A 24582-nucleotide genomic window follows, 5' to 3' on the forward strand; every position below is an offset into this window, starting at 1 on the left:
TAAATTATTCAAACAGGAACGTGTTCGTCATGAGTACAACCGATATTCGGGTCCAGGTAGGGCCGGCTAACTATTTTTCTTTCCCAGGGGCAATCGACAAACTGAGTGAATTTTACCCGGATGAGGTGCTGGCGCGAGCGTTCTGGATCTCTGGTGAACGTGCTCTGGCGGCGGCGCATCCGTATCTGCCGTCGGCATTTTCCGCACCGACGGCCCGGTCCGCCGGCTTTTCCGCGCATTGCAGCGAAAGCGAGATTGCTCGCTTAACCACGGCCGCGGGCGACGATCGCACCGTAGTGATTGGCGTGGGAGGCGGTGCGGTGCTGGATACCGCGAAGGTGGTGGCGCGTCGTTTGGGGCTGCCGCTGGTGGCGATACCGACTATCGCCGCAACCTGCGCCGCCTGGACGCCGTTGTCCGTCTGGTACAACGACGCCGGGCAGGCGTTGCGGTTTGAGATTTTCAATGATGCCAACCACCTGGTGTTGGTGGAGCCGCGTATTCTGCTGGCCGCGCCGGTGGAGTACCTGTTGGCGGGGATTGGCGATACGCTGGCCAAATGGTATGAGGCCGTCGTGTTAAGCCCCCGGCCGGAGACGTTATCGTTGACCGTGCGCCTGGGCCTGCAAACCGCGCAGGATATCCGCGACCTGTTGCTGCGCCAAAGCGAATCGGCGCTGAAAGCCGCGAGCACCGCCACGCTGAATCAGGACTTTCTGGATGTGGTCGATGCCATTATCGCCGGTGGCGGCATGGTCGGGGGATTGGGCGAGCGTTATACCCGGGTGGCGGCGGCACATGCCGTGCACAATGGTTTAACGGTGTTGCCGCAGACGGAGCCATTCCTGCATGGCACCAAAGTGGCCTACGGTATTCTGGTGCAATGCGCATTGCTGGATCAAACCGATACGTTGCGCCAGTTGAAGGCCGCGTTCCGGGTGTTTGGATTACCGGTGTCGCTGGCCGAACTGGGGGTGGATATCACCGATGACTCGGCGTTGCAGGCGGTAATCGCCCGTACCTTGCAGGCCGGCGAGTCCATTCATTATTTACCCGGCGTGTTGGACGCCAACAGGCTGCTGGCGGCGTTTCAGTCAGTGGAGCGAACGGTGTGATGAGTGCGGGGCGGCGGTTAAACCGCCCCGCTGTTTGTTGTATTGGACGGTGTTACTGCAGTTTGTTATACGGAAAAGAGTTCCTGATGTAACGTGCGTAATAACGTGCTTTGGCATTGGATTCCATCAGCTCTTCATAAATCATCCGCGCCACATTTTTGTACTGATACAGACTGCCGTTCAATAACTCTATTTCCAGAATGCTATTGTCCGGATCGTAACCTACGGCAAACAACTCAGTGGAAGATACACGTTTGCGTTGCAAAACAAATTGCTCCCTGTTGATGATTGCGATGTAACGGTAATGTTACTTGCTGTGTTTTTTTTGGTCAATCATAGCCCCGGTGGGGCGAAAACCGTCGTCAAAACAGACGAAGAAAATATAAAAAGGCGACTCTCGTTTTTTCACCTGCCTACCGGCCGCTCGGTAGATTGCCTCATGAAGAGTAAGCACGTCTTAAAAGGCTACTGCCACGTACCGCAAGCGTTCCCGATGAACTCCGCGGTACGTGTACCGTGCAGGGTTACGTTATTAAACAACCCCGATTAGTTTGACTGCAAGTGATTTGCATGAAAACGCAGATGATCCTCAATAAAGCTGGCGATAAAGTAATAACTATGGTCATAACCCGGCTGAATGCGCAGTGTCAACGGCCACTGTCGTGCGCCGGCGATGCTCTCCAGTTGCTCTGGCTGAAGCTGGACGGGCAGGAAGCTGTCGCCGTCACCCTGATCGATCAGCGTCGGTAGCGGTGCCTCACTGTGAGCAAGCAAGTGACAACTGTCGTACTGTAACCACTGCTGCCGATCGTCGCCCAAATAGGCACTGAACGCTTTCTGCCCCCAGGGCACTTGCGCAGGGTTGACGATGGGCGCAAAAGCCGACACCGAACGGAAACGGCCGGGATGACGCAGCGCCAGCATCAACGCGCCGTGCCCGCCCATCGAATGGCCGCTGATGGCGACCCGATCGCTGGCGCTGACGTGCTGGCGCACCAGCGCAGGCAATTCGTCGCTGATATAGTCGAACATACGGAAATGCCGGTCCCAGGGCGATTGCGTGGCGTTGAGATAAAACCCTGCGCCTTTACCCAGATCGTACTGCGCGTCGTCCGGAACGTCATCGCCGCGCGGGCTGGTATCCGGTATCACCAGCACCAGCCCCAACTCCGCCGCCACCCGTTGAGCACCGGATTTAAGGGTAAAATTCTCGTCGTTGCAGGTGAGCCCCGACAGCCAGTACAGCACCGGCGGCGGGGCGTCTTTGGCGAGAGGCGGATAAAACACGCTAAAGGTCATGTCGCAATTCAGCGTGGCGGAGGCATGGCGATAACGCCGCTGCCAACCGCCGAATAACCGGTGTTCTTCCAGCAATTCCAGTGATGCCGTCATGGTGTGTGAATTCCCCGTCATCAGTTGAAATGCACCACGGAGCGAATGGATTTACCTTCGTGCATCAGATCAAATGCTTCATTGATCTGCTCAAGCGGCATGGTATGAGTGATGAAGTCGCTGAGCTGGAATTCGCCGTCAAGATAACGCTGTACGATCCCCGGCAGTTGGCTGCGACCTTTGACGCCGCCGAAAGCGGAGCCGCGCCATACGCGCCCGGTCACCAGTTGGAATGGCCGGGTGGCGATCTCTTCGCCCGCGCCGGCCACGCCGATAATAACCGATTCACCCCAGCCTTTATGGCAACACTCGAGCGCAGAGCGCATCACGTTGACATTGCCGATACATTCGAAAGAGAAATCCACGCCGCCGTCGGTCATGTCGACGATCACGTCCTGGATCGGTTTGTCGTAATCTTTCGGGTTGATGAGATCGGTCGCGCCCAGTTTACGGGCCAGGTCAAACTTGCTGGTGTTGAGGTCGATACCGATGATGCGGCCGGCACCCGCCATTTTCGCACCAATAATCGCAGACAGGCCGATGCCGCCCAGACCGAACACCGCCACGGTATCTCCGGCCTTCACTTTGGCGGTATTGGTTACCGCGCCCATACCGGTCGTGACGCCGCAACCTAACAGGCACACTTCTTCCAATGGGGCTTCTTTGCTGATTTTCGCCAGAGAAATTTCCGCCACCACGGTACGTTCCGCAAACGTGGACGTGCCCATGTAATGGAAAATCGGCTGGCCGTCTTTAAAGAAACGGTGAGTACCGTCCGGCATCAGGCCTTTGCCTTGCGTGGCGCGGATCGCCTGACACAGGTTGGTTTTACCCGAACGGCAGAATTTGCACTCGCCGCACTCCGGGGTATACAGCGGGATCACATGATCGCCGACGGCGACGCTGGTCACCCCTTCACCCACGGCCTCTACGATGCCGGCGCCTTCGTGACCGAGGATCACCGGGAATACGCCCTCCGGGTCTTTGCCGGACAAGGTATAAGCATCGGTATGGCAGACACCGCTGGCGAGGATGCGTACCAGCACTTCGCCTTTCTGCGGCGGCATCAGATCGACTTCTTCAATCGACAACGGCTGATTCGGACCCCAGGCGATAGCGGCGCGGGTTTTAATCATTTGCATGGTGAAACTCCTTATTAAGTTGTAATGCAGCCGCTGGAATCACACAGCGGCAGCCAGGGGTAATGCGGGGCTGATGCAGACACCGGCATCAGACGCCGAGTTCAATCATGAGCTTTTTCAACGCCTCGACATTGGGACCGAACGCATCCCGCCGCCAGATAAGCCAGGTCGTGACCAAGGCGATGTCACCGGGCAATGAATGAGGCTGAACCTGCTGACCGGCCGGCAGCGCGTCCAGCACGCTGTGCGGCACCATGGCTATACCGCTGCCGCCGGCCACACCCGCCAACAAGGCGCTATACGACGGCATTTCCACGATGGCGACGGGGGTGAAACCTTGCCCGCGAAACCAGCCCTCCAGTCGCTGGCGGTAACCGCAGCCGGCGGCGAAGGTCAGCAATGGCAGGTGCTTAACCTGCGACGCCTGGGAAACCGGCGGCATGCCGACGGCGGTAATTAGCGCCAACTGTTGCGAAAACACCTGGCAACTGTTGACGGCGTCATGCCTGACTGGGCCGGTAACCAGCCCTGCCGCCAGCTCGCCGGCATTTACCGCGTCCAGCAATGCGCCGCAGGTGTCGTTATGCAGTGATAACTGAACCTGTGGATAACGGCGATGGTACAGCGCCAGCAGTTCAGGCAACGCCGTGATCAGCAGGCTTTCTACCGCGCCCAACGCGAACAGGCCGGCAGGTTCGCTGGTGTGCGCCATCGCCAGCGCTTCGTCGCTTAGCGCCAGAATACGCTGGGCATAACACAGGAAATTATGGCCTGCCGGTGAAAGACGAACGCGCTGACGCTCACGAATAAACAGATCGGTGCCCAGCTCTTGCTCCAGCTGGCGCAGCCGGGTAGTGAGGTTGGACGGTACCCGGCCAAGCTGTGCGGCGGCGCGTACCAGTGAGCCGGTTTCCGCCACCAGGCAGAACATACGCAGTTGAGTGAGATCCATTTATTCTTTTTTCGTGAATAACTTTTGTTGAGTTGTTTATTTATATTGAGTTTAGCGGTTGTGTGTGGCACTGGCAACCCGGTTGTTGGTGAGGCCTTTCCGGGCCGCAGCGAGCGGCGTTCAAATTTGTTCCCAACGAATTTGTCACGCTCTTGCCGCGCAATAAGGCGCTTAACAAGCCTTGCTCCGTCGGGTTAACGCGACGCGTTGTTCAAAACGTAAAGCGGCTTGTCCTGCAATGTGAATTATTCTATACCCGTCATACTTCAAGTTGCAGGTGCGTTGGCTTTCCTCGCTCACTCCGGTCACTTACTTGAGTAAGCTCCCGGAGATTCGCTGCGTCGCCGCGTTACAAGGCTCAATGAGCCTTGCCCTGACGGGCCAACGCTTTGCGTTGTTCAACACGCGAGCGTGTTGTCCTGCAACTCGAATTATTTTGGGTATATGTATAACCGCCGGATAGACGTCGGCGCTTTTTTATTTTTTGTGACATTTTAATTAGCCGCATTTTAATGGAGTGGCTTTTTTTTTATCACGAAGTAGGGATAAGATGATATTCGGGTTTTGGCATGGAGCCCTGGCTATTATTCTTTTTCTTTGTGACATTCTATGGACGACACTGACAGTCATCACTGACTGATCACCTACCCGTTATATCCTTCATACTTCAGGTTGCAGGTGCGTTGGTTTTGTTATTTTTCCCAGTCGCTTATCTGTTACGCGCCTGGGGACGCTTTCAGTCGCCACCCTCCTGCGGCTCGAATTATTTAGGGAAAATACCTTATCCTTTCTGGCGTCATCGCGTTTTTCTGCGCCGTGGATAAGTCATTATTCTAATCAGACAGACATTATCTGGATATCATGATGCGCATTTTAAACAATATCACCATCAGGGCCATGCTTTTAATCATACTCACCGGATTTACCTTAATCTGGGGAGGCAGCGCGATGACTACTATCGTGTCGTTAAATAAAGTGGAATCGTTATTGAACACCAATCAGATTGAGAAAAAAAATTACACTATTCTGTCTAATGGCCGGGAAGCCTTTACCCAATCAATTTCGCTGATTAATCGCAGCGCGCTATTTCAACAACGAGGAGATACGGCTCAGGCGCAGGCCCTGTTGCAACGAGTGCAGGGTAACCTCGACAGTACCCGTACGCTGCTGGCAACTTTTCGTGCCTCCAGTCATGACGGCATCAAGGCTACGCTGGTCGGGCAAATCGCCGACTCCTGGGATAACGCTATTGTCCAGGCATTGATTCCGATGCTGAATGCCAGCCGTGCGGGCCGTTTCGACGAATACCAACACTATTATCTGGACGTTTATCCTGCGCTGGCACAAGCGTTTGGTAATAATGTGGCGCAGTACGGCGAGACAATACAGATTGATAACTCATTAGCCAAAGCGAATCATCTGACTTCTGTCAGCCGGAATGTGCTGAGTGCCGCCCTGATTTTTGGCGTGCTGGCGTTGTTGCTGTGCGATCGTTATCTGGTCAACTATCTGGTGAAACCGATAGGGGATATCAAACGTCATCTGAGCGCGTTGACGGAAGGGCGCCTTGGGCTGGAGCTGCAGGAGTTCGGCCGTAACTGTGTTGGTCAACTGATCCCCTACATCCGCCAAATGCAAAATAATCTGCGTGATACGGTGAGCGTCATCCGCGATAGCTCAGCGGCGCTGCATGTCGGGGCAAGCGAGATCAAAAGCGGCAACGATGAATTGGCCAGCCGCACGGAAGAGCAGGCCGCAGCGCTACAACAGACGGCGGCCAGCATGGAACAGTTGAGCGCTACCGTGATCCATAATGCGGATAATCTGAGACAAGCCAGCCAGTTGGCACAGGACGCCACCAAACGTGCTGTGGCCGGCGGCGAAGTCGGGAAGGCGCTGGAAGATATGATGGCTGGAATTTCCAACAGCTCGCGTCAGATCAACGACATTATTACCCTGATTAACGGTATTGCTTTCCAGACCAATATCCTGGCGTTGAATGCGGCGGTGGAAGCGGCGCGTGCGGGTGAGGCTGGTCGCGGTTTTGCCGTCGTAGCGGGCGAAGTGCGTAATCTGGCTCAACGCAGTGCTCAGGCCGCCAAAGATATCAGCACGCTGATCGGTGATTCCGTTCAGCGAGTGGCCGCAGGCTCCGTCCAGTTGACGCAAGCGGGGGCGGCGATGGGCGACATCATTAATAGCATCATGGGCGTGGATGCCTTGATCCGTGATATTGCGTCCGCGTCGGAAGAACAAAAGCGAGGCATCATGCAAATAGGCCAGGCGGTGACGGAAATGGACGGCGTGACGCAACAGAATGCGTCGCTGGTAGAAGAAGCGGCCTCCGCTGCGGCATCGTTGGAATTCCAGGCCCGGCAGTTGGCGGATGCCGTTACCGTATTCAGCCTGTCGGAGGGGGAGGAACATCGGTACGCTACTCACGGGATGCTGCCCCCGGCGCGGCTGGCGACGTCATTCCGTTGAGCCGCCATTGCGGGAGAGGGGCAGCACGTGTCGTGCGCGCCATAGCGGCTTTTCTGATCGCGTAATCATCAATACAGACCACCTGCTTTATGCCGGTGGTTTTTACAATATATCCGTCATACTTCAAGTTGCAGGTGCGTTGGCGGCGTTCGTTCACCCGAATCACTTACCTGAGTAAGCTCATCGGGATTCACTCTCTTGCCGTCTTCCTGCAACTCGAATTATTTTGGGTATAGATTCAACCTAATTCATTGTTCCTGTTAATTATTATTCCCATTGTTTTGCACGTTGCCGTATTGCCGACGGCCATATCTCCCAGTTCGTCCCCATCGCACTCTGCCGTCATCATCTACTGGTGACGATAGCTTTTCCCTGACCTGAAACAGCACTGAAATAACGATAGCAACGATATACCCGTCATACTTCAAGTCGCAGGTGCGTTGGCTTTCCTCGTTCACCCCGGTCACTTACTTGAGTAAGCTCCCGGGGATTCGCTGCGTCGCCGCCTTCCTGCAACTCGAATTATTTTGGGTATAGATGCTTTGATGAAAAGAAAATCATCAACCATATGAAGGAGAAAGCACAGGAATCGGTTAAACGGTGGCTGAAGGTGATGCCGCGTCGTTTTAATTTAAGGCTCGCTTAATTTTCGCCATGTAATCTTTTAAATTGAAAACTGTCGGGGGGCGGAATTATTTCCCGGTGATAAAAAGATAAGTTGATATCTCATGTTACTTGTTTAATTGGTAGTGATTTATGCCGGAAAGATAAACACGGTGATTATTTTTAGTGCCGTGCTTTTCAATTTGACCGGGAATTCTCTTGTCACGATGCGAATATAAGTAAACAGCGCGCACAATGCTTCTGATTACATTCGGTAATAACCAGCGCAGGTGACTATGACTAAATACGTGCTGAGCACGCAAAAACAATGTGGAGCCTGTTATGAATTTCTTGATAAATATTACCGTCAGAAGAATGATGTTGGTTATTCTCGCGCTATTTACCCTTGTGTGGGGAATCGCCTCCGGCTTTACTTTGTACTCGCTGGGTAATGTCAGTCGTTTATTAGGTGACAATCAGGAGCAGAAAAGAAGCTATTCCATTCTGGTTCACGGTAATGATCAATACTCCCGTGCGGTAACCCGTATGTTGCGCATACCGGAATTTATACAGCAAGGGGATATGGACAATGCGCAAAAAACGCTGGAGTCCGCTTCGGAGGCGCTTAAAAACGCCAAAGAGGGATTAGCGCAATTCAGAAATAGCCCGCAGATCGGCATCAGCGATGGGCTGGCCCGGCAACTGGTTACATCATGGGAGCAGATTCTCGGTAATGCGGTAGAGCCGATGATCACGGCATTGAAAGAAGGGAAAATGGACGAGTTTAAGCGAATTTTTCTGAAGCAATATCTGTCGATGAGTGTGGAGTTCGGTGAGTTGACGGAAAAATATGCCGCTGCGATTCAGTCCGACAATTCGATTATGGATGTAGAGCATTACATCGCAATCAGCAAAAATATCTTGCTGGCTGCGTTGGTCATCGGCATCGGTGTACTGTTTCTGAGCGACCGTTATCTGGTCAATTATCTGGTGAAGCCGATCGGCCAGATTAAACGTCATCTGGAATTACTGACCAGCGGTAAGTTAGGCGTCGAGCTGGAAGAGTTCGGCCGTAACTGCGCCGGCCAATTAATCCCCTACATTCGGGCGATGCAGCATAGCCTGCGTAATACCGTACAGACCATTCATGCCGGTTCATCCGTGATTTACACCGGCACCAGCGAAATCCGCCAGGGGAATGACGAACTGTCGCGCCGTACCGACCAACAAGCGGCGGCGTTGCAGGAAACGGCCGCCAGCATGGAAGAGTTGACCTCGACGGTGAAAAACAACGCCGATAACGTGCGTCAGGCGCGGCAGATTTCGGACGAAGCGCAGAAAATGGCTCGGCAGGGCGGTGATATTACCGACAGCGTGGTGACCACCATGCAGAGCATTTCCGAGAGTTCCCGCAAGATTGCAGATATTACCAGCGTAATTAACGGCATCGCCTTCCAGACCAACATTCTGGCGCTGAACGCGGCGGTGGAAGCGGCGCGGGCCGGTGAACAGGGGCGCGGTTTCGCCGTGGTGGCCGGTGAGGTGAGAAATCTGGCGCAGCGCAGTGCGCAGGCGGCGAAAGAGATTGAGACGTTGATCGGCGAGTCGGTCAGCCGGGTCGATACCGGGTCGGCGCTGGTACGGGAAGCGGGCAGCGCCATGGAGGTGATTATCTCTTCGGTATCACGTGTGCATGACCTGATGGGTGAGATATCGGCGGCATCCGACGAACAGAGCCGCGGTATCGACCAAATCGGTCAGGCGGTAACGGAAATGGACGGCGTGACGCAGCAGAACGCGGCGCTGGTACAGGAAGCTTCCGTCGCCGCCGCATCGTTGGATGAGCAGGCGCAGAATCTGGCTGAGGCGGTGGCGGCGTTTGACCTGGGCGATCGGCACGGTATTGCGGGCTCGGCTCGCCGCGTGGGGCCGGCTTTGAAACGACCAGCGGCATCTTCGCCGGGCGTACGTTCGGTCGCGGTCTCTACTCAGGCCGACTGGGAAACCTTCTGACGCAGTATCTGATGTGCCCGTCTCTTGTTCCGAATGCACCGGCTTGCCGGTGCATTCGGCTGTATGCCGGTGTGTTGGCGCAAGTCTGACGGGTATAAATGGAGCCGCGGCAAATACCGAATGATTACTACAGAGACGGTGACTCAGGGTTCAGTAACGGAAGAAATTAAAAATAGAATAGTTGAAATGAAATAACGTGATCTCGGTCCATTTTATTTTTTTATTTAAGGATGGCTTAATTTTCAATCGGTAGTTTAAACGATGAAAATACCGTGAATGAATAGCCAGTCATGGTAAACTGACAAGCGTTGGATAAAAAGGAAACGCGGTTTTTTTCGCCGTAGCACTTACCGGAATAGAAAAATTATTCAATTTATTAAGAGTGATTTTGCCAGGGTTTGATTGTCACGATACGCGTCAGGTGAACAGTTGTGAGAAGTGCTCATTATTTAAACTGGGGAATAACCAAACGCAGGTGGCTATGACTACGCAAGCGCTGAAGGCGCGACTAATTATCCGGAGCCTGTTATGAATATCTTAAGACACATTACCGTTAGGCGGATGCTGCTCATTATACTGACACTGTTTACTGTCATCTGGGGAATGGCCTCTATTTATACATTGGATTCGTTCAGTAGTATGAGTAATCTACTGAATGACAACATGTCACAAAAGAAGAGTTACTCTACGCTGGTCAAAGGTAATGATCAGTATTTTCGCTCGGTAACCCGCATGTTGCGTGCGGCGGATTACCTGCAGACGGGGAATAAGGAAGATGCCCAGAAAACCCTGAGTGCAGCCGGCACCGCACTGAAAAACAGTCAGGATGCGCTGGCGCAGTTTAAAAACAGCGAACATATCGGGGTAGATAAAGAAACTGTACAAAAAATGCACGAAACGTGGGGCCGGTTATTACAGGAAGGCATCGAACCCATGCTGACGGCGGCTAAGGAAGGCAGAATGGAGGATTTTCGCCAGTTGTTTCGCAAACAATATCCGCCGTTGAGTGTGGAGTTTGGCAATATTGCAGAGAAATATGCAGTAGCTATCCAATCTGACGAGACGATTTTAGCCGTAGGAAACCACATTGCCATTAATAAAACGGTGCTGCTGTTTGCGTTAGTTACAGGCGTTATCATGTTGTTCCTGAGCGACCGTTATCTGGTCAATTATCTGGTGAAGCCGATTGGTCAGATTAAACGTCATCTGGAATTGCTGACCAGCGGTAAGTTAGGCGTTGAACTGGAAGAGTTCGGCCGTAACTGCGCCGGCCAGTTGATCCCTTACATTCGCGCGATGCAGCAAAGCCTGCGCGACACGGTGCAGACTATCCATGGCAGCTCGACGGTGATTTACACCGGCACCAGCGAAATCCGCCAGGGGAATGACGAACTGTCGCGCCGTACCGACCAACAAGCGGCGGCGTTGCAGGAAACGGCCGCCAGCATGGAAGAGTTGACCTCGACGGTGAAAAACAACGCCGATAACGTGCGTCAGGCGCGGCAGATTTCGGACGAAGCGCAGAAAATGGCCCGGCAGGGCGGTGATATTACCGACAGCGTGGTGACCACCATGCAGAGCATTTCCGAGAGTTCCCGCAAGATTGCAGATATTACCAGCGTGATTAACGGCATCGCCTTCCAGACCAACATTCTGGCGCTGAATGCGGCGGTGGAAGCGGCGCGGGCCGGCGAACAAGGCCGGGGATTTGCCGTCGTCGCCGGTGAAGTCCGCAGCCTGGCGCAGCGCAGTGCGCAGGCGGCGAAAGAGATTGAGACGTTGATCGGCGAGTCGGTCAGCCGGGTCGATACCGGGTCGGCGCTGGTACGGGAAGCGGGCAGCGCCATGGAGGTGATTATCTCCTCGGTATCACGTGTGCATGACCTGATGGGCGAGATATCGGCGGCATCCGACGAACAGAGCCGCGGTATCGACCAAATCGGTCAGGCGGTAACGGAAATGGACGGCGTGACGCAGCAGAACGCGGCGCTGGTACAGGAAGCTTCCGTCGCCGCCGCATCGTTGGATGAGCAGGCGCAGAGCCTGGCGTCGGCTGTCGCCGCATTTGACCTGGGTGGATCGTCGGGCGCATTGCACTCACCACGTGTCGCGCCGGCGGCGCCTGCGCTGAAACGGCCATCGCAGAAAGCTGCCTTAACGAACCGCTCGTCCCACGATGGCTGGGAAACATTCTGATCTGATCAACATATTTACCCATAATGCACCGGCTAGCCGGTGCATTTTTTATTCCCCTCTGGAATGGCGAACACCGTCTCACTCTTTTTCGGCGCGGTTTTTATATGAATAAGCGCTTGCACCCCCCTCATTTTTCCTATCCCTGCCTATACTTGCTGATGATCGGTACGTGCCTGTTCAGTTTATTGCTTACCCTGCTTATAACCACTTGATGGTAGTATTTCTCTCTATGACGTGTGGTGCGGCGGTATTTAGCGAGACACGTGTTCTGATAGAAGGGACTGCCGTATTAATGCGTCAAAGGCACTCTGCTATTCAGCGAATCCTGGAAAATGTCGAATAACATTCGGGAGTGAATTATGTCTTTTCTAAGAAATATCAGTATAAGAGTGATGATGTTATTTATTATGGGATTCTTCGTGGTGTTATGGGGAAGTGTATCGGGCTACAGCCTGTATTCGTTAAAACAGGTCACTGTGCTGCTCAGTGATAACTCGACTCAAAGCAAAACCCATAGTTATCTCACGTATGGCAATGATCAATACTTCCGCTCCGTCACCCGAATGGCGCGGGTGATGGATTATTTGCAATTTAACGACACGGAGAACGCGAAAAAAACGCTGGAGATGGCGCTGACGGCCATCAATAACACCAAAGGCGCATTGGGTAAATTTAAGGCGGCACCGCACATCGGTGTTGAGCAAAAAATTACCGATGAGATGGTATCAAGCTGGTCTGCACTGATTGCGACCGCCATCGAGCCTATGTATACCGCGTTGCAGAAAAATGATCTGGACGCCTTTCGCAATGTGTTTCGCAAAACCTATCCGCCAGCCAGTTGGGCATTTGGCGATGCAGCCCAGAAATACACCGCGGCAGTCACCAATGCCGATTTCCTGGGTACGGTAAATGAGCATAACAGCTGGACGCGGAATATCTTAATTCTGGCGTTAACCATCAGTGTCCTGATTTTCCTGATCAGTGAACGTTACCTAACCCGATATTTGGTTAACCCTATTACTGCGATCCAGGCTCACCTTGGAAAGCTGATCGCCGGGCGGTTGGATCAGTATCTGGATGAGTTCGGCCGTAACTGTGCCGGGCGTATGATCCCCGATATCAAAAAGCTGCAACTTAGCTTGAAAGATACCGTATCGTTGATTCGGGATACCGCCGAAGCGATTTATCAGGGCGCGACCGAAATCCGACAGGGCAATAACGACCTGTCCGGCCGCACGGAGCAACAGGCTTCGGCATTGCAGGAAACCGCCGCCAGCATGGAGCAACTGAGTTCTACCGTGCAGCACAATGCGGAAAACGTCCATCAGGCAACCAAACTGGCGCAGGAAGCGTCCGATGCAGCCAGACAGGGCGGTAAGATCACCGATAATGTGGTGGAAACCATGGACAGCATTACCGCCAGTTCTCGTAAGATCGCGGATATTACATCGGTTATTAACGGTATCGCTTTCCAGACCAATATTCTGGCGTTGAACGCGGCGGTGGAAGCGGCGCGCGCCGGTGAGCAAGGCCGCGGCTTTGCCGTGGTGGCAGGGGAAGTACGCAGTCTGGCGCAGCGCAGCGCCCAGGCGGCCAAAGAGATCGAAGGCTTGATTGCGGAATCGGTATCCCGGGTGGATGTGGGGTCAACGCAGGTTAAGCAGGCAGGGGAGGCGATGCAGACGATTATCGATGTGGTATCGCACGTGAGTAATCTCATCGGCGAAATTGCCTCTGCATCGGATGAACAAAGCCGGGGGATTTCGCAAATAGGCCAGGCCGTCAATGAAATGGACGGCGTGACCCAACAGAATGCGACGTTAGTGCAACAGGCAATGGCGGCGATAGCCTCGCTGGAAGAGCAGGCGCGGCAGTTAACGCAGGCGGTGGAAGTGTTCCATCTTGGTACCGAGCATCGTTCGGCTGCCGTTAATACCGGGCAATCGGGCGGCATGGCGCTGAAGCGACCGGCGCTCAAAGGCGCGGCCCCTGCATTGCCGAGTAAAGTCAGCACGCAGGATAATTGGGAAAAATTCTGAGTCTGTGATGCGTTTGCCCGTCGTATTCGGCAGCGCTGAATACGACGGAGCATACCGCGTCGGCAAGTTGACGTCTTTTCATCGGTCATGACATACAATCGCTGGATAATCGTCAGGCACTCCATTAGAGTTGTGGCCGACGCTGGCTCCGGTCATCGTCAGACTGAAAGACACCTGCTGGAGAAAAACATGTCGGCTGTATTAACAAAAGAAGCGGCTATGGTTCACGAAGCGCTGTTGGCCCGTGGCCTTGAAACGCCACTGCGCGGCGAAATGCTGGAAAGTGAAACCCGCAAGCGCCTCATCGCTCAGCACATGACGGAAATCATGAACCTGCTGAATCTTGATCTGGAGGATGATAGCCTGGCAGAAACGCCTCACCGCATCGCTAAAATGTATGTGGAGGAGATTTTTTCCGGTCTGGATTACGCCAATTTCCCGAAGATCACCATCATTGAAAACAAGATGAAAGTTGATGAAATGGTGACGGTGCGCGATATCACGCTGACCAGTACCTGCGAACACCATTTTGTGACTATCGATGGTAAAGCCACGGTGGCCTATATTCCTAAAGACGGCGTGATCGGGTTGTCCAAGATCAACCGCATCGTGCAGTTTTTCTCTCAGCGCCCGCAGGTACAAGAACGGTTGACCCAGCAAATTCTGGTCGCATTGCAGACCCTGCTTGGCACCAACAACGTCGCTGTATCGATCGATGCGGTGCATTACTGCGTCAAGGCGCGTGGTATTCGCGATGCGACCAGCGCCACTACTACCACGTCGCTGGGAGGGCTGTTCAAATCCAGCCAGAACACCCGTCAGGAGTTCTTACGCGCAGTGCGCCACCATCACAACTGATCGTTAGTGTCGATGCTCTGCTGGCGGCCGCTATCAGCCGCCAGAAAATCATGGGCAATTGCCGTATCAGTCACTACAATTCGCGGATACGTTCCTGTATTTGCTAAAAACCATGTCGCCACCGCCTCATTCTTCATTCCGTATCCCTATGCTCGATTTCGCCCGCGGGCTGGCGATGCTCGGCATTCTATTGATGAACATCGTTTCGTTCGGCTTGCCGCATGCCGCGTACCTTAATCCGGCCTGGCAGGGGCCGCCTTCTTCCGCTGATGCCTGGGCATGGGCGCTGATGGATATGGTGGCGCAAGGGAAATTTCTCACCCTGTTTGCCCTGCTGTTCGGTGCCGGATTGCAGCTGTTGCTAAGACGCGGCAAACGCTGGATCCACGCCCGCTTGTTCTGGTTGATGGTGTTCGGTTTACTGCATAGCCTGTTGCTATGGGACGGCGATATCCTGCTGGATTATGGCCTGATCGGTCTGGTGTGTTACGGCATGTTGCGTCATGCCGACAGCACCCGCATGTTGCTGCGTACCGGCATGGCGTTGTACCTGATGGGGCTGGTGATGCTGGTGGTCTTGAGTCAGGTATTGAGCCCTGACGGCGGGAGCTTCTGGCAACCGGGGGCGGCTGAAGTGACCTATGAGGCTTGGTGGTTAACGCAGGGGGGGCCTGAGGCCTGGCGCAACCGGTTGTCGCTGCTTAATGAGAGCCTGCTGTCGTTGGGGATTCAGTACGGGTGGTTGCTGGCCGGCTCGATGCTGTTGGGCGCTGCGCTGATGCGTAGCGGCTGGTTGCGAGGGCAGTTTAGCCAGCGTCATTATCGGCGTGTCGCGCTGTGGCTGCTGCCGCCGGCGTTGTTGATTAATGGGCTGGGCGTCATGAGTCAGTGGCAGTTGCAGTGGGACTATCGCTGGTGCGGTTTACTGCTGCAACTTCCGCGGGAAATCGGCGCGCCGCTACAGGCGATTGCCTATCTGGCGCTGTGCTATGGATTTTGGCCGACGCTGGCAAACTGGCGGTTGACCGGTTGGATCGTCAATGTCGGCCGCATGGCGCTAAGTAGCTACCTGCTGCAAACCCTGATTTGCACCACCTTGTTCAACCGCTTCGGTTGGTTCATGCATTTGGATCGCTGGCAACTGTTGCTGGTCGTGCCGCCGGTATGGCTGTGCAACCTGCTGATCGCGCGTTTCTGGCTGAGTCTTTTCCGGCAAGGGCCGATAGAGGCGATATGGCACTGGCTGACGGCCTGGGTTGCCGGGCCGGTTTCGACATCCTCTGCCGACGAGCGATAATTAGCGAGACGCCGCCGGAGCGGGTTTTTGCTGCAACGGCGGTTCTGCGCGCCAATCCTGATCGTTCATGAATTCCGGCGGTACGGCAGGATAACTGGGTTCATCGTCTGAAATTTTGTATTCAGACGGAATCGGGACCTGTGGGCCCAGAAAGCGAGGTTCCCGCTTCAGGATATAAAGATCAAATAGGGTGCCCAGTCGGGCGCCGAACTCGCGTAATCGCACCTGCCAGATATCTTTGGGCGACGGTACGGCGAAACATTGTGCCTGAATGCCCTTGTGCAGCGCGATAAACAGCGCGCGTTCGCAATGGAAACGCTGGGTAATAATCGTGAAATCGTTGGTATCAAAGACCTTGCGGGTCCGCACGATGGAATCCAGTGTTCTGAATCCGGCGTAGTCCAGCACGATATTGGCGGGAGGCACGCCGGCGGCGATCAGATCACGGCGCATGGTCATCGGCTCGTTGTAGCTCTGCTGGGCATTGTCGCCGCTCAGCAGCAAGTAGCTGACTTTGCCGCTGTTGTAGGCATTGAGCGCCCCCTGAATGCGAAACAGATAATACTGGTTGATAACGCCGGTGCGATAGTATTTGGCGGTCCCCAACACCACGCCGACCTGACGCGGCGGCAGGTCCTGAACGTCTTCGTAGATGTAAGGCGCGGTACGCCAACTGATGCAGCGATCAAGCAAAAAAGCGCTGCAGGCCAGCACCAGAATCGTGGCGAAAAGACCAAATATCAGGCGTTTCCACATGCTGCTGCCTTCGTTCGCATGGCGTAGAGAATCATCATGGAATCGGTAATCATGAGGCAAGGCTACTTGAGGTACTGAAACGACGCAAGGTGAACTGTCCGGAAGCGGCAAGCGGTGCTGATTTTTTGTTCGGAATTAATGGGGGCGATCACCGGCCGGGTTTTACCCCAGCCGGAGTGAGAGCATCAGACCAGACTGCCCCACAGATCGTATTCGTCGGCGTGTTCGATTTTTACGGTAACCAGATCGCCAACCTTGAGCCGTTTTTCGCCGTTCAGATAGACCGCGCCGTCGATCTCCGGCGCATCGGCCATACTACGGCCAATGGCGCCTTCGTCATCCACTTCATCGATCAACACTTTCAGTTCCCGGCCAATCTTGGCTTGCAAACGCTGGCTGGAAATCTGTTGTTGTACCTGCATAAAGCGATGGTAACGCTCTTCTTTCACGTCTTCCGGCACTTGATCCGGCAAGTCGTTTGCCGCAGCCCCTTCGACCGGGCTATAGCGGAAGCAACCTACGCGATCCAACTGCGCTTCCTGCAGAAAATCCAGCAGCATCTGGAAATCTTCTTCGGTTTCGCCAGGGAAACCGACAATAAACGTTGAGCGTAAGGTGAGATCAGGGCAGATCTCGCGCCAGCGCTTGATGCGCTCCAGCGTCCGCTCGACCGCGCCGGGCCGTTTCATCAACTTGAGGACCTTCGGGCTGGCATGCTGCAACGGGATATCCAGATACGGCAGGATCTTGCCCGCCGCCATCAGCGGGATAACGTCATCCACATGCGGATAGGGGTAGACATAATGCAGGCGAACCCACATGCCCAACGTCGCCAGTTGTTCACACAGGCTGACCATACTGGTTTTCACCGGTTGGCCATTCCAGAATCCGGTACGGTGTTTGACGTCGGCACCGTAGGCAGAGGTATCCTGAGAAATCACCAGCAATTCTTTTACCCCGGCTTCTGCCAGCCGTTTGGCTTCATCCAGCACCGAACCGATGGGGCGGCTGTCTAAATCACCGCGCATTGATGGAATAATGCAAAAGGTGCAGCGATGATCGCAGCCTTCAGAAATTTTCAGGTAAGCGTAATGACGCGGCGTCAGCTTTACACCCTGCGCCGGGATCAAACTGGTGAACGGGTCATGTTCCGGTTTAGGAACATAATGATGCACATGCTTGAGTACCTGCTCATAGCTATGCGGGCCGGTGATTTCCAACACTTTTGGATGCACTTCGCGGATCTGATTCTCTTTCGCGCCCAGACAGCCGGTCACGATGACCTTACCGTTTTCGTTGAGCGCTTCGCCAATCGCTTCCAGTGACTCCTGCACTGCGCTGTCGATGAAACCACAGGTATTGACGATCACCAGATCGGCATCGTTGTAGCTCGGCACTACCTGATAGCCCTCAGTACGCAGCTCAGTCAGGATCCGCTCAGAATCCACCAGGTTTTTCGGGCATCCGAGGCTGACAAAGCCAATCTTGCGGGACAGGTCTTTGCCGACATCGCCGGACTGATCGCTCAATGCCTTTTGCGGGGCCGATAGTGTAGTGGTCTGGGATGGATCGAAGGTATTAACAGTCATAGCGTCTCATACATCGGGTTGGGGCGGAAAAATGCGGCGGATTATACCTGAATCGCCGGCAGGAAACAGTCCTGCATGATTATAAAACAATCAGCGGCAATCTGTTTGGTGGCCATCGCCGTTTACATCGCCGGGATGCAAATTTGAGTAAATTCTCCCTGGCGATTTGGTGCAACATGCTATTAATTTGACCTTCTTTGAGGTTCGTCGTGTGACGATGTTATCACCACCCCCATAACAGGGAGACCGGCATGTTTTTCCCCCGCTTTCGTTTTTTTGCCTTGCCGCTGCTGGCGGTGGGCTGGTTATTTTCCGCGAGTTTGTCTGCGGGGCCGACGGTCGCCGTGCTACAAGATAATCTTGATCATCCCTGGTCGCTGGCGTTTTTGCCGGACGATCAGGGATTGTTGCTGACCGAGCGTTCAGGTCAGTTGCGACGCTGGCAAGCGGGCAAGGGGTTGTCGGCGCCGATTGATGGCGTGCCGGCGGTATTTGTCCGTTCACAAGGCGGTTTGCTGGATGTGGTCGTGTCGCCGAACTTTCGTCAGGATCGCCGCGTATACCTGAGTTATGCCGAAGCAGGGGCGGAAGGGCTGGCGGGAACGACGGTAGGATTCGGCACCCTGTCGGACGATATGCAGCGGTTGAATAACTTCACCGTGATTTTCCAGCAATCGCCGAAACGCTCCACAGGCGCGCATTTTGGCGGACGCATGGTATTTGATAAGCAAGGGTATTTATTTATTGCTTTAGGTGAAAACCAGCAACGCATGTTGGCTCAGGATCTCGGTAGTCTGCAAGGGAAACTGGTGCGTCTCACACCCGACGGGCAAGTCCCGATGGATAATCCCTTTGTTAATCACACCGCGGCGCGGCCGGAAATCTGGGCCTACGGATTACGCAACCCGCAAGGTCTGGCGCTGAATCCATGGTCTGGCGACGTATGGGAAAGTGAACATGGCCCGCGAGGCGGCGATGAAGTGAATATTCCTCGCCCAGGGCAAAACTACGGCTGGCCGTTGGCAACCTACGGCATTGATTACTCGGGGCAGAAAATCCCGGAATTTCAGGGTGCGGAAGTCGTTGGGACTGCAACCCCGATTTATTACTGGAAAGTTTCGCCCGCCATCAGCGGCATGGCATTCTATAACAACGACCGCTTCCCGGTCTGGCGTCACTCGCTGTTTATTGGTGCGTTGGCGGGAACCAGCCTGATTCGATTATCGCTGGAGGGCGATCGGGTTGTTTCTGAAGAGCGTTTACTCTCGGAACAGGGCGAACGTATCCGTGATGTGCGGGTTGGACCGGACGGTTATCTCTATGTGTTGACGGATCAGGACAACGGCAAGCTGCTGAAGGTTGGGCTGGCAGAGTAACAAAACGCAAAGCGCAACGTATCAGGCGTGTGGTGAAAGGCTGAGTGCGCCCGTGTCGGGCGCACGAGAGAAAGTATCAGGTCAATGGCAGCATGACGGTTTGGCGAAACGCTTCCCGCTCGGTCAATTGCTGATACCAGCGCTCCAGGTGAGGGCGAGGTTGGCGGCGAATCGGCAGGTTGAACCAGCTATAAGCGATGCACCCAGCCGGAATGTCACCAATGCCGAACTCCGCACCGGAAAGCCAGCGCTGTTTCGCCAGTACGGTATCGGCAATGGCGAACAGTTTTTCGCATCCGGCGATACCGGCTTCGACATCCTGCATATTGCGTTTTTCTGGCGCAGTGCGCACCAGATTGACAAATACCTGCTTGTAAGGCTCGGTAAATCCTGCCGCCCAATCCAGCCATTTATCGATACCCGCCTGGATTTTCGGGCTAGCGTGATAGAAACGACCCTGACCATATTGTGCGGCCAGATAACGCACGATGGCGTGTGATTCCCACAGCACCAGTTCATCATCCTGCAGGCATGGCACCAGTCCGTTAGGGTTCATGGACAGATAATCCGCGTCGTGGTTACGGCCGAATTGCCCGCCAGCCAGCACTAGCTCGTATGTTAAACCGAGCTCTGCTGCGCACCAGCGCGCTTTTTTCACGTTGGTCGAGTTTTCTCGACCCCAGATTTTTAACATGGCGCCACTCCTTTTTGTTTATTCTTTTGCACAAAAATCGGTGGGTGTCGTGTCGCCCACCGCTCATGACAAGGCTCAATGAGCCTTGCCCTAAAGGGCCAACGCGTGGCGTTGTTCAACACGCGAGCGTGTTGTCCTGCAACTCGAATTATTTAAGATATACCTTTTTTCTATTTACCAATCAGACTGATATTTCCAATAATGGCAGCTATTTATTAGCAGACAGGATCATTATATATGACATTAACCCATTCGATTCGCGCCCTGTTGACGGTGGCGCTTTTGGCTTCTGGTACTTCGCAGGCATTCGCACAGAACGATCCTCATACTATCGTATTTGGCGTGGCGCCGGGGCCGTACGGAGATATGGTCAATCAGGCCATTAAACCGGAACTGGTCAAAAAAGGTTACAAGGTGGTGGTGCGCGAATTCAGCGATTATGTTCAGCCCAATCTGGCATTGTCTAACGGCAGTATCGACGCCAACCTGTTCCAGCATACGCTGTATCTGGACAAATTTTCCGCCGACAAAGGGCTGAAACTCACTCGTCTGATCACGGTGCCGACTGCCAGCATGGGATTTTACTCACGTAAAATTACCTCGTTGGATCAGTTGAAAAAAGGAGATGTGATCACCCTGTCCAACGACCCGACCAACCTGGCACGTGGCCTGCGTTTTCTGCAATCACTGGGGTTGATCACCATTAAACCGGCTATCGATCCGACCAAAGCCTCGGAAAAGGATATTCAGGACAACCCACGCGAGCTGGTATTCAAACCGCTGGAGGCTGCGCAATTGCCGCGTACGCTGGATAGCGTGACTGCATCGTTGGTGAACGGCAATTTCGCCATCGCCGCCGGGCTGAAACTCTCTTCAGCATTAAAACTGGAAACGTTGGATGAGAATCTGAAGAACGTGATTGCCGTACGTGCCGATGATTTGGACAAACCGTTTGTGAAAGATATCAAAGCGGTGGTGGAGTCCCCGGCTTATGCCGCGGTGATCAATGACCCGGCCACCATGTTCAGCCAGTTCCAGCGTCCTGACTGGATGCAGGCGCAAACGCCGGTGCCGGCCCAATAATAATGACCTGAGGCAGAGGGTGTCGGGAGGTTAACACCATTAACGGTACGCCGATTCAGGGCCAGAATCGCGTAGTCTCGGCATGAGCCGGTCTTAGACCGGCTTTCTGTTTTTTTCCATAGGCTTATCAGGAGTCAGGCGGATAATGATTCAGTTAGAAAATATCTGCGTAGAATTTCCCCAGGGAAAAGGTGTGAGCGCACGGGTGGTCAATAACGTCAGCCTGCATATTCGCCCGGGAGAGGTCTACGGTATCGTGGGGGCCAGCGGCGCAGGTAAAAGCACCTTGCTGCGTACCATTAACCTGCTGCAACGTCCGGTGTCGGGTCAGGTACGGGTCAATGGCGTGCTGGTTAGCGGCCTGCGAGGCCAGGCGCTGCGTACCGAGCGTCAGAAGATCGGCATGATTTTTCAGCATTTCAATTTAATGCAGACGCGCACTGTGGCGCAAAATGTCGCATTCAGCCTGCGTGCCGCCGGCGTAGCATCGCAGGCAATCAACCAGCGTGTTGCGGAAACTCTGGCGCTGGTGGGGCTGGCGGATAAAGCCAACGCCTATCCTTCTCAGCTGAGCGGTGGGCAAAAACAGCGAGTGGGCATTGCCCGCGCCATCGCGAATCATCCTGAGGTACTGTTGTGCGATGAGCCGACGTCAGCGTTGGATCTGGAAACATCGGCGTCTATTCTGGATTTGCTGAAAGAAATTAACCAGAAACTGGGCATCACCATTGTGCTGATCTCCCACGAAATGAGTGTGATCAAGGCGATTTGCGACCGGGTGGCGGTGATGAGCGACGGTTGCGTGGTGGAAGAGGGGGATGTGTTCGACATTTTCGCGACGCCACAACATGCTTTTACCCGGCAACTGGTATCGCACACCCTCAATCTGGAATTGCCGGCGCGTCTGAAGGAAGAGCTACGCGGTACCTTGCTGAAAATCCTGTTTATCGGCGAGTCGGCTGAGCAACCTGTGCTGTCGGATGTGGCAACCCGCTACGGTGTGTCGGTCAATATCCTGCACGGCAAAATTGAATATATCGGTCATCGGGCGCTGGGCATTCTGGTGGCGTTATTGACTCATCCTACCGATGACCTGCAGGTCACGGATGCCGTGAAGCATATTCAACAACGCACAGCTCAGGTGGAGGTGTTGCATGGCTGAGTTATTGACCGATTTGTTCAATGCGTTCAACGAAACCTTCCAGATGGTCGGTATTTCAACGCTATTCGCAGTGATAGGCGGGTTGCCAGTTGGATTCCTGATCTATGTGACTGACCGACATCTGTTTTGGGAAAATCGCTTCCTCTATTTGGTCAGCACCGTGCTGGTGAATATCATCCGCTCGATTCCGTTTGTGATTCTGCTGGTACTGCTGCTGCCGCTGACTCAGTTCCTGCTGGGGAATACTATCGGCCCGGTAGCCGCAGCGGTGCCGATGTCGGTGGCTGCGATAGCATTCTATGCGCGTCTGGTCGACAGTGCTTTGCGTGAGGTTGACCCAGGTATTGTGGAAGCGGCGGAAGCATTTGGCGCCAGTCCGCTGCGTATTATCTGTACCGTGTTACTGCCGGAAGCACGAGCCGGTCTGTTGCGGGGATTGACGATTACGCTGGTCAGCCTGATTGGCTACTCCGCTATGGCTGGGATTGTCGGCGGTGGCGGCGTGGGTGATCTGGCGATTCGTTTCGGCTATTACCGCTACGAAACGCAGGTAATGGTGATTACTGTGATTGCGTTGGTCATTCTGGTTCAGATAGTACAGACATTGGGCGACGGGCTGGCAAAACGCGCTGATAAGCGCGAGCGTCGCCGATAATGAAATCTTATTTGACTATCAGATAAATGATCAGGCCACTGATGGGGGGCAGTGGCCTGGTGTAAGGGAAGGTGTTCCGTTATGCGAAAAACGATATTATTTTTTCTGCTACTTGCTTTGCCGCTTTTCTGTTTTCAAGGTCAAGGAAATGGCCCGCTTCTGGAATCGTAGTGAATTCGCAGCTCTGAATATACTTCTCCATTTTCTTAATATCGTCAGCTGTAGTGTACTCGTCATTTTCACCATTCAGAAACAGTATCTCAGCGTTAATATCCTTGAATATCTCGATATAATTCTCCTCTTTGAGCGTGAGCACCTGATCTATATGGAAATTGACCTGCTGGAAAGCAAATTCGCTCATAGAAGAAATATGTTTTAGGTTAATATGCTTCAATAAAGGCGGCAAAAACTTGCCGACTTCATTATTCAGCAACTCTGCCGCACTTTCGAATTCCTTCGAGTGGATATAGTATCTGGCACGTTGGATATAATCCCGCATTTTGTCGTTAAGGTGTGCTGAAAACGATGCGATGACGGCCTTCTTGATATGCTTGGGCTTGTTAGACAAGGCCAGCATGGACGAGAGGCCTCCCCATGAGATCGACAGTATGTGGTCCGGCTCAAAAGTATCGATAAGATGAAGCAGGATATTGACTTCATCGTTTTTTGTTATGACTCTATCCAGTGTGTTGTGTGGCAGTGATTCGCCAATAAACGGTAAATCAAAAAGAATAATATTAAACCTGCTGGACAGATTCTTAACGGTGTTTTTGAACGCGGCTGTTGTCGATAGTGCTCCGTTAACCATAATGATGGTTTCATGTTCAGGATCGGAAATATGCCTTTCAACATATATTTTCCATGAGTCATATGTGACAATGCATTTTTCTATTGACATGATAAAGTCCCTTTTGTTTGCCCGGCCAAGGCATGGCGCTATCGTTAGTTCATTTCTAGTCGTGAGATTTAACCGAATTAATAGTGCTCCCTCTTAAAACGCGGAAGGAATATGGTTTTTATCTTTATTGTTAATATATTGACATGATTAATTTATCACATTATTCGGGATGAGATAAATGCCACTTAATTTATTCGCACTATTAAGCTTTCTAAAAATAAATAAAAGAGTAAAAATCCTGACCTAAGTGGTATGTAGAGACGATCTTATAAAAATTT

At 53.6% G+C, this 24582-nt stretch carries 20 protein-coding genes; 11 read left to right on the forward strand and 9 right to left on the reverse strand.

Annotated elements, in window-relative coordinates; all coding sequences use genetic code 11:
• Positions 1-29: 29 nt before the first annotated feature.
• Positions 30-1115 carry an oxidoreductase gene (locus DCH402_RS08785; protein ID WP_040000751.1) on the forward strand — a complete coding sequence of 362 codons (1086 nt, stop codon included), beginning with the start codon at positions 30-32 and terminating at the stop codon, positions 1113-1115.
• Between the two features lie 52 nt (positions 1116-1167).
• On the opposite strand, the gene DCH402_RS08790 is transcribed toward DCH402_RS08785, so the two are convergent.
• The 4 genes from DCH402_RS08790 to DCH402_RS08805 all read right to left on the reverse strand — a co-directional run bounded on the left by DCH402_RS08790 (position 1168) and on the right by DCH402_RS08805 (position 4601).
• Complete coding sequence (locus DCH402_RS08790) at positions 1168-1380, reverse strand: KTSC domain-containing protein (protein ID WP_040000752.1); 213 nt, start codon at positions 1378-1380, stop codon at positions 1168-1170.
• A 281-nt stretch (positions 1381-1661) separates the two neighbouring features.
• Complete coding sequence (fghA, locus tag DCH402_RS08795) at positions 1662-2507, reverse strand: S-formylglutathione hydrolase (protein WP_040003503.1); 846 nt, start codon at positions 2505-2507, stop codon at positions 1662-1664.
• 20 nt (positions 2508-2527) lie between these two features.
• Positions 2528-3649 carry an S-(hydroxymethyl)glutathione dehydrogenase/class III alcohol dehydrogenase gene (locus DCH402_RS08800; protein ID WP_033577006.1) on the reverse strand — a complete coding sequence of 374 codons (1122 nt, stop codon included), beginning with the start codon at positions 3647-3649 and terminating at the stop codon, positions 2528-2530.
• Positions 3650-3737: 88 nt separating this feature from the next.
• Positions 3738-4601 carry a LysR substrate-binding domain-containing protein gene (locus tag DCH402_RS08805; protein ID WP_040000753.1) on the reverse strand — a complete coding sequence of 288 codons (864 nt, stop codon included), beginning with the start codon at positions 4599-4601 and terminating at the stop codon, positions 3738-3740.
• 897 nt (positions 4602-5498) lie between these two features.
• Between DCH402_RS08805 and DCH402_RS08810 the strand changes: the two genes are divergently transcribed.
• The 5 genes from DCH402_RS08810 to folE all read left to right on the forward strand — a co-directional run bounded on the left by DCH402_RS08810 (position 5499) and on the right by folE (position 14794).
• Complete coding sequence (locus tag DCH402_RS08810) at positions 5499-7085, forward strand: methyl-accepting chemotaxis protein (protein WP_233276359.1); 1587 nt, start codon at positions 5499-5501, stop codon at positions 7083-7085.
• 945 nt (positions 7086-8030) lie between these two features.
• A complete protein-coding gene (locus tag DCH402_RS08815) occupies positions 8031-9701 on the forward strand; it encodes a methyl-accepting chemotaxis protein (protein ID WP_040000755.1) in 1671 nt (556 codons plus the stop codon).
• A 528-nt stretch (positions 9702-10229) separates the two neighbouring features.
• Positions 10230-11897 carry a methyl-accepting chemotaxis protein gene (locus DCH402_RS08820; protein ID WP_040000756.1) on the forward strand — a complete coding sequence of 556 codons (1668 nt, stop codon included), beginning with the start codon at positions 10230-10232 and terminating at the stop codon, positions 11895-11897.
• 359 nt (positions 11898-12256) lie between these two features.
• Entirely contained in the window at positions 12257-13936 is a 1680-nt protein-coding gene (locus DCH402_RS08825; RefSeq protein ID WP_040000758.1) for a methyl-accepting chemotaxis protein, read from the forward strand.
• 189 nt (positions 13937-14125) lie between these two features.
• Complete coding sequence (folE, locus tag DCH402_RS08830) at positions 14126-14794, forward strand: GTP cyclohydrolase I FolE (protein WP_012770108.1); 669 nt, start codon at positions 14126-14128, stop codon at positions 14792-14794.
• Here folE and DCH402_RS22595 read toward each other — a convergent pair.
• A complete protein-coding gene (locus DCH402_RS22595; protein ID WP_161624066.1) occupies positions 14785-14931 on the reverse strand; it encodes a hypothetical protein in 147 nt (48 codons plus the stop codon). The two genes, folE and DCH402_RS22595, sit on opposite strands and share 10 nt — an antisense overlap.
• Positions 14932-14942: 11 nt before the next feature.
• Here DCH402_RS22595 and yeiB point away from each other — a divergent pair, with 11 nt between their 5' ends.
• Positions 14943-16091 (forward strand): DUF418 domain-containing protein YeiB, encoded by a 1149-nt coding sequence (yeiB, locus tag DCH402_RS08835; protein WP_152486905.1) that lies wholly within the window; start codon positions 14943-14945, stop codon positions 16089-16091.
• Here the strand turns inward: yeiB and sanA are convergent, their stop codons facing one another.
• The gene (gene sanA / locus DCH402_RS08840; protein WP_040000759.1) at positions 16092-16847 is read right to left on the reverse strand and encodes an outer membrane permeability protein SanA; all 756 of its coding nucleotides are present in this window, start codon (positions 16845-16847) and stop codon (positions 16092-16094) included. It lies immediately after the preceding gene.
• A gap of 185 nt (positions 16848-17032) precedes the next feature.
• Positions 17033-18436: a 30S ribosomal protein S12 methylthiotransferase RimO gene (rimO, locus tag DCH402_RS08845; RefSeq protein ID WP_200864874.1), complete on the reverse strand. Its 1404-nt coding sequence runs from the start codon at positions 18434-18436 to the stop codon at positions 17033-17035.
• Positions 18437-18687: 251 nt separating this feature from the next.
• On the opposite strand from rimO, the gene DCH402_RS08850 reads away from it, so the two are divergent.
• A complete protein-coding gene (locus DCH402_RS08850; protein WP_040000760.1) occupies positions 18688-19812 on the forward strand; it encodes a PQQ-dependent sugar dehydrogenase in 1125 nt (374 codons plus the stop codon).
• A gap of 76 nt (positions 19813-19888) precedes the next feature.
• On the opposite strand, the gene DCH402_RS08855 is transcribed toward DCH402_RS08850, so the two are convergent.
• Positions 19889-20506 carry a glutathione S-transferase family protein gene (locus DCH402_RS08855; protein ID WP_027712273.1) on the reverse strand — a complete coding sequence of 206 codons (618 nt, stop codon included), beginning with the start codon at positions 20504-20506 and terminating at the stop codon, positions 19889-19891.
• Positions 20507-20743: 237 nt separating this feature from the next.
• Here DCH402_RS08855 and DCH402_RS08860 point away from each other — a divergent pair, with 237 nt between their 5' ends.
• From DCH402_RS08860 to DCH402_RS08870, 3 genes are all read left to right on the forward strand, one after another.
• On the forward strand, positions 20744-21589 hold the full coding sequence (locus tag DCH402_RS08860; protein ID WP_040000761.1) for a MetQ/NlpA family ABC transporter substrate-binding protein: 846 nt from the start codon (positions 20744-20746) through the stop codon (positions 21587-21589).
• A 145-nt stretch (positions 21590-21734) separates the two neighbouring features.
• Positions 21735-22751, forward strand: a complete 1017-nt coding sequence (locus DCH402_RS08865) for a methionine ABC transporter ATP-binding protein (RefSeq protein WP_040000762.1) — start codon at positions 21735-21737, stop codon at positions 22749-22751.
• A complete protein-coding gene (locus tag DCH402_RS08870) occupies positions 22744-23406 on the forward strand; it encodes a methionine ABC transporter permease (protein ID WP_040000763.1) in 663 nt (220 codons plus the stop codon). The genes DCH402_RS08865 and DCH402_RS08870 overlap by 8 nt, the downstream gene beginning before the upstream one ends.
• 79 nt (positions 23407-23485) lie before the next feature.
• Here DCH402_RS08870 and DCH402_RS08875 read toward each other — a convergent pair whose 3' ends face one another.
• Positions 23486-24304, reverse strand: a complete 819-nt coding sequence (locus DCH402_RS08875; protein ID WP_040000764.1) for an alpha/beta fold hydrolase — start codon at positions 24302-24304, stop codon at positions 23486-23488.
• Between the last annotated feature and the right edge of the window lie 278 nt (positions 24305-24582).

This window comes from Dickeya chrysanthemi NCPPB 402, assembly GCF_000406105.1.
Lineage (GTDB): Bacteria > Pseudomonadota > Gammaproteobacteria > Enterobacterales > Enterobacteriaceae > Dickeya > Dickeya chrysanthemi.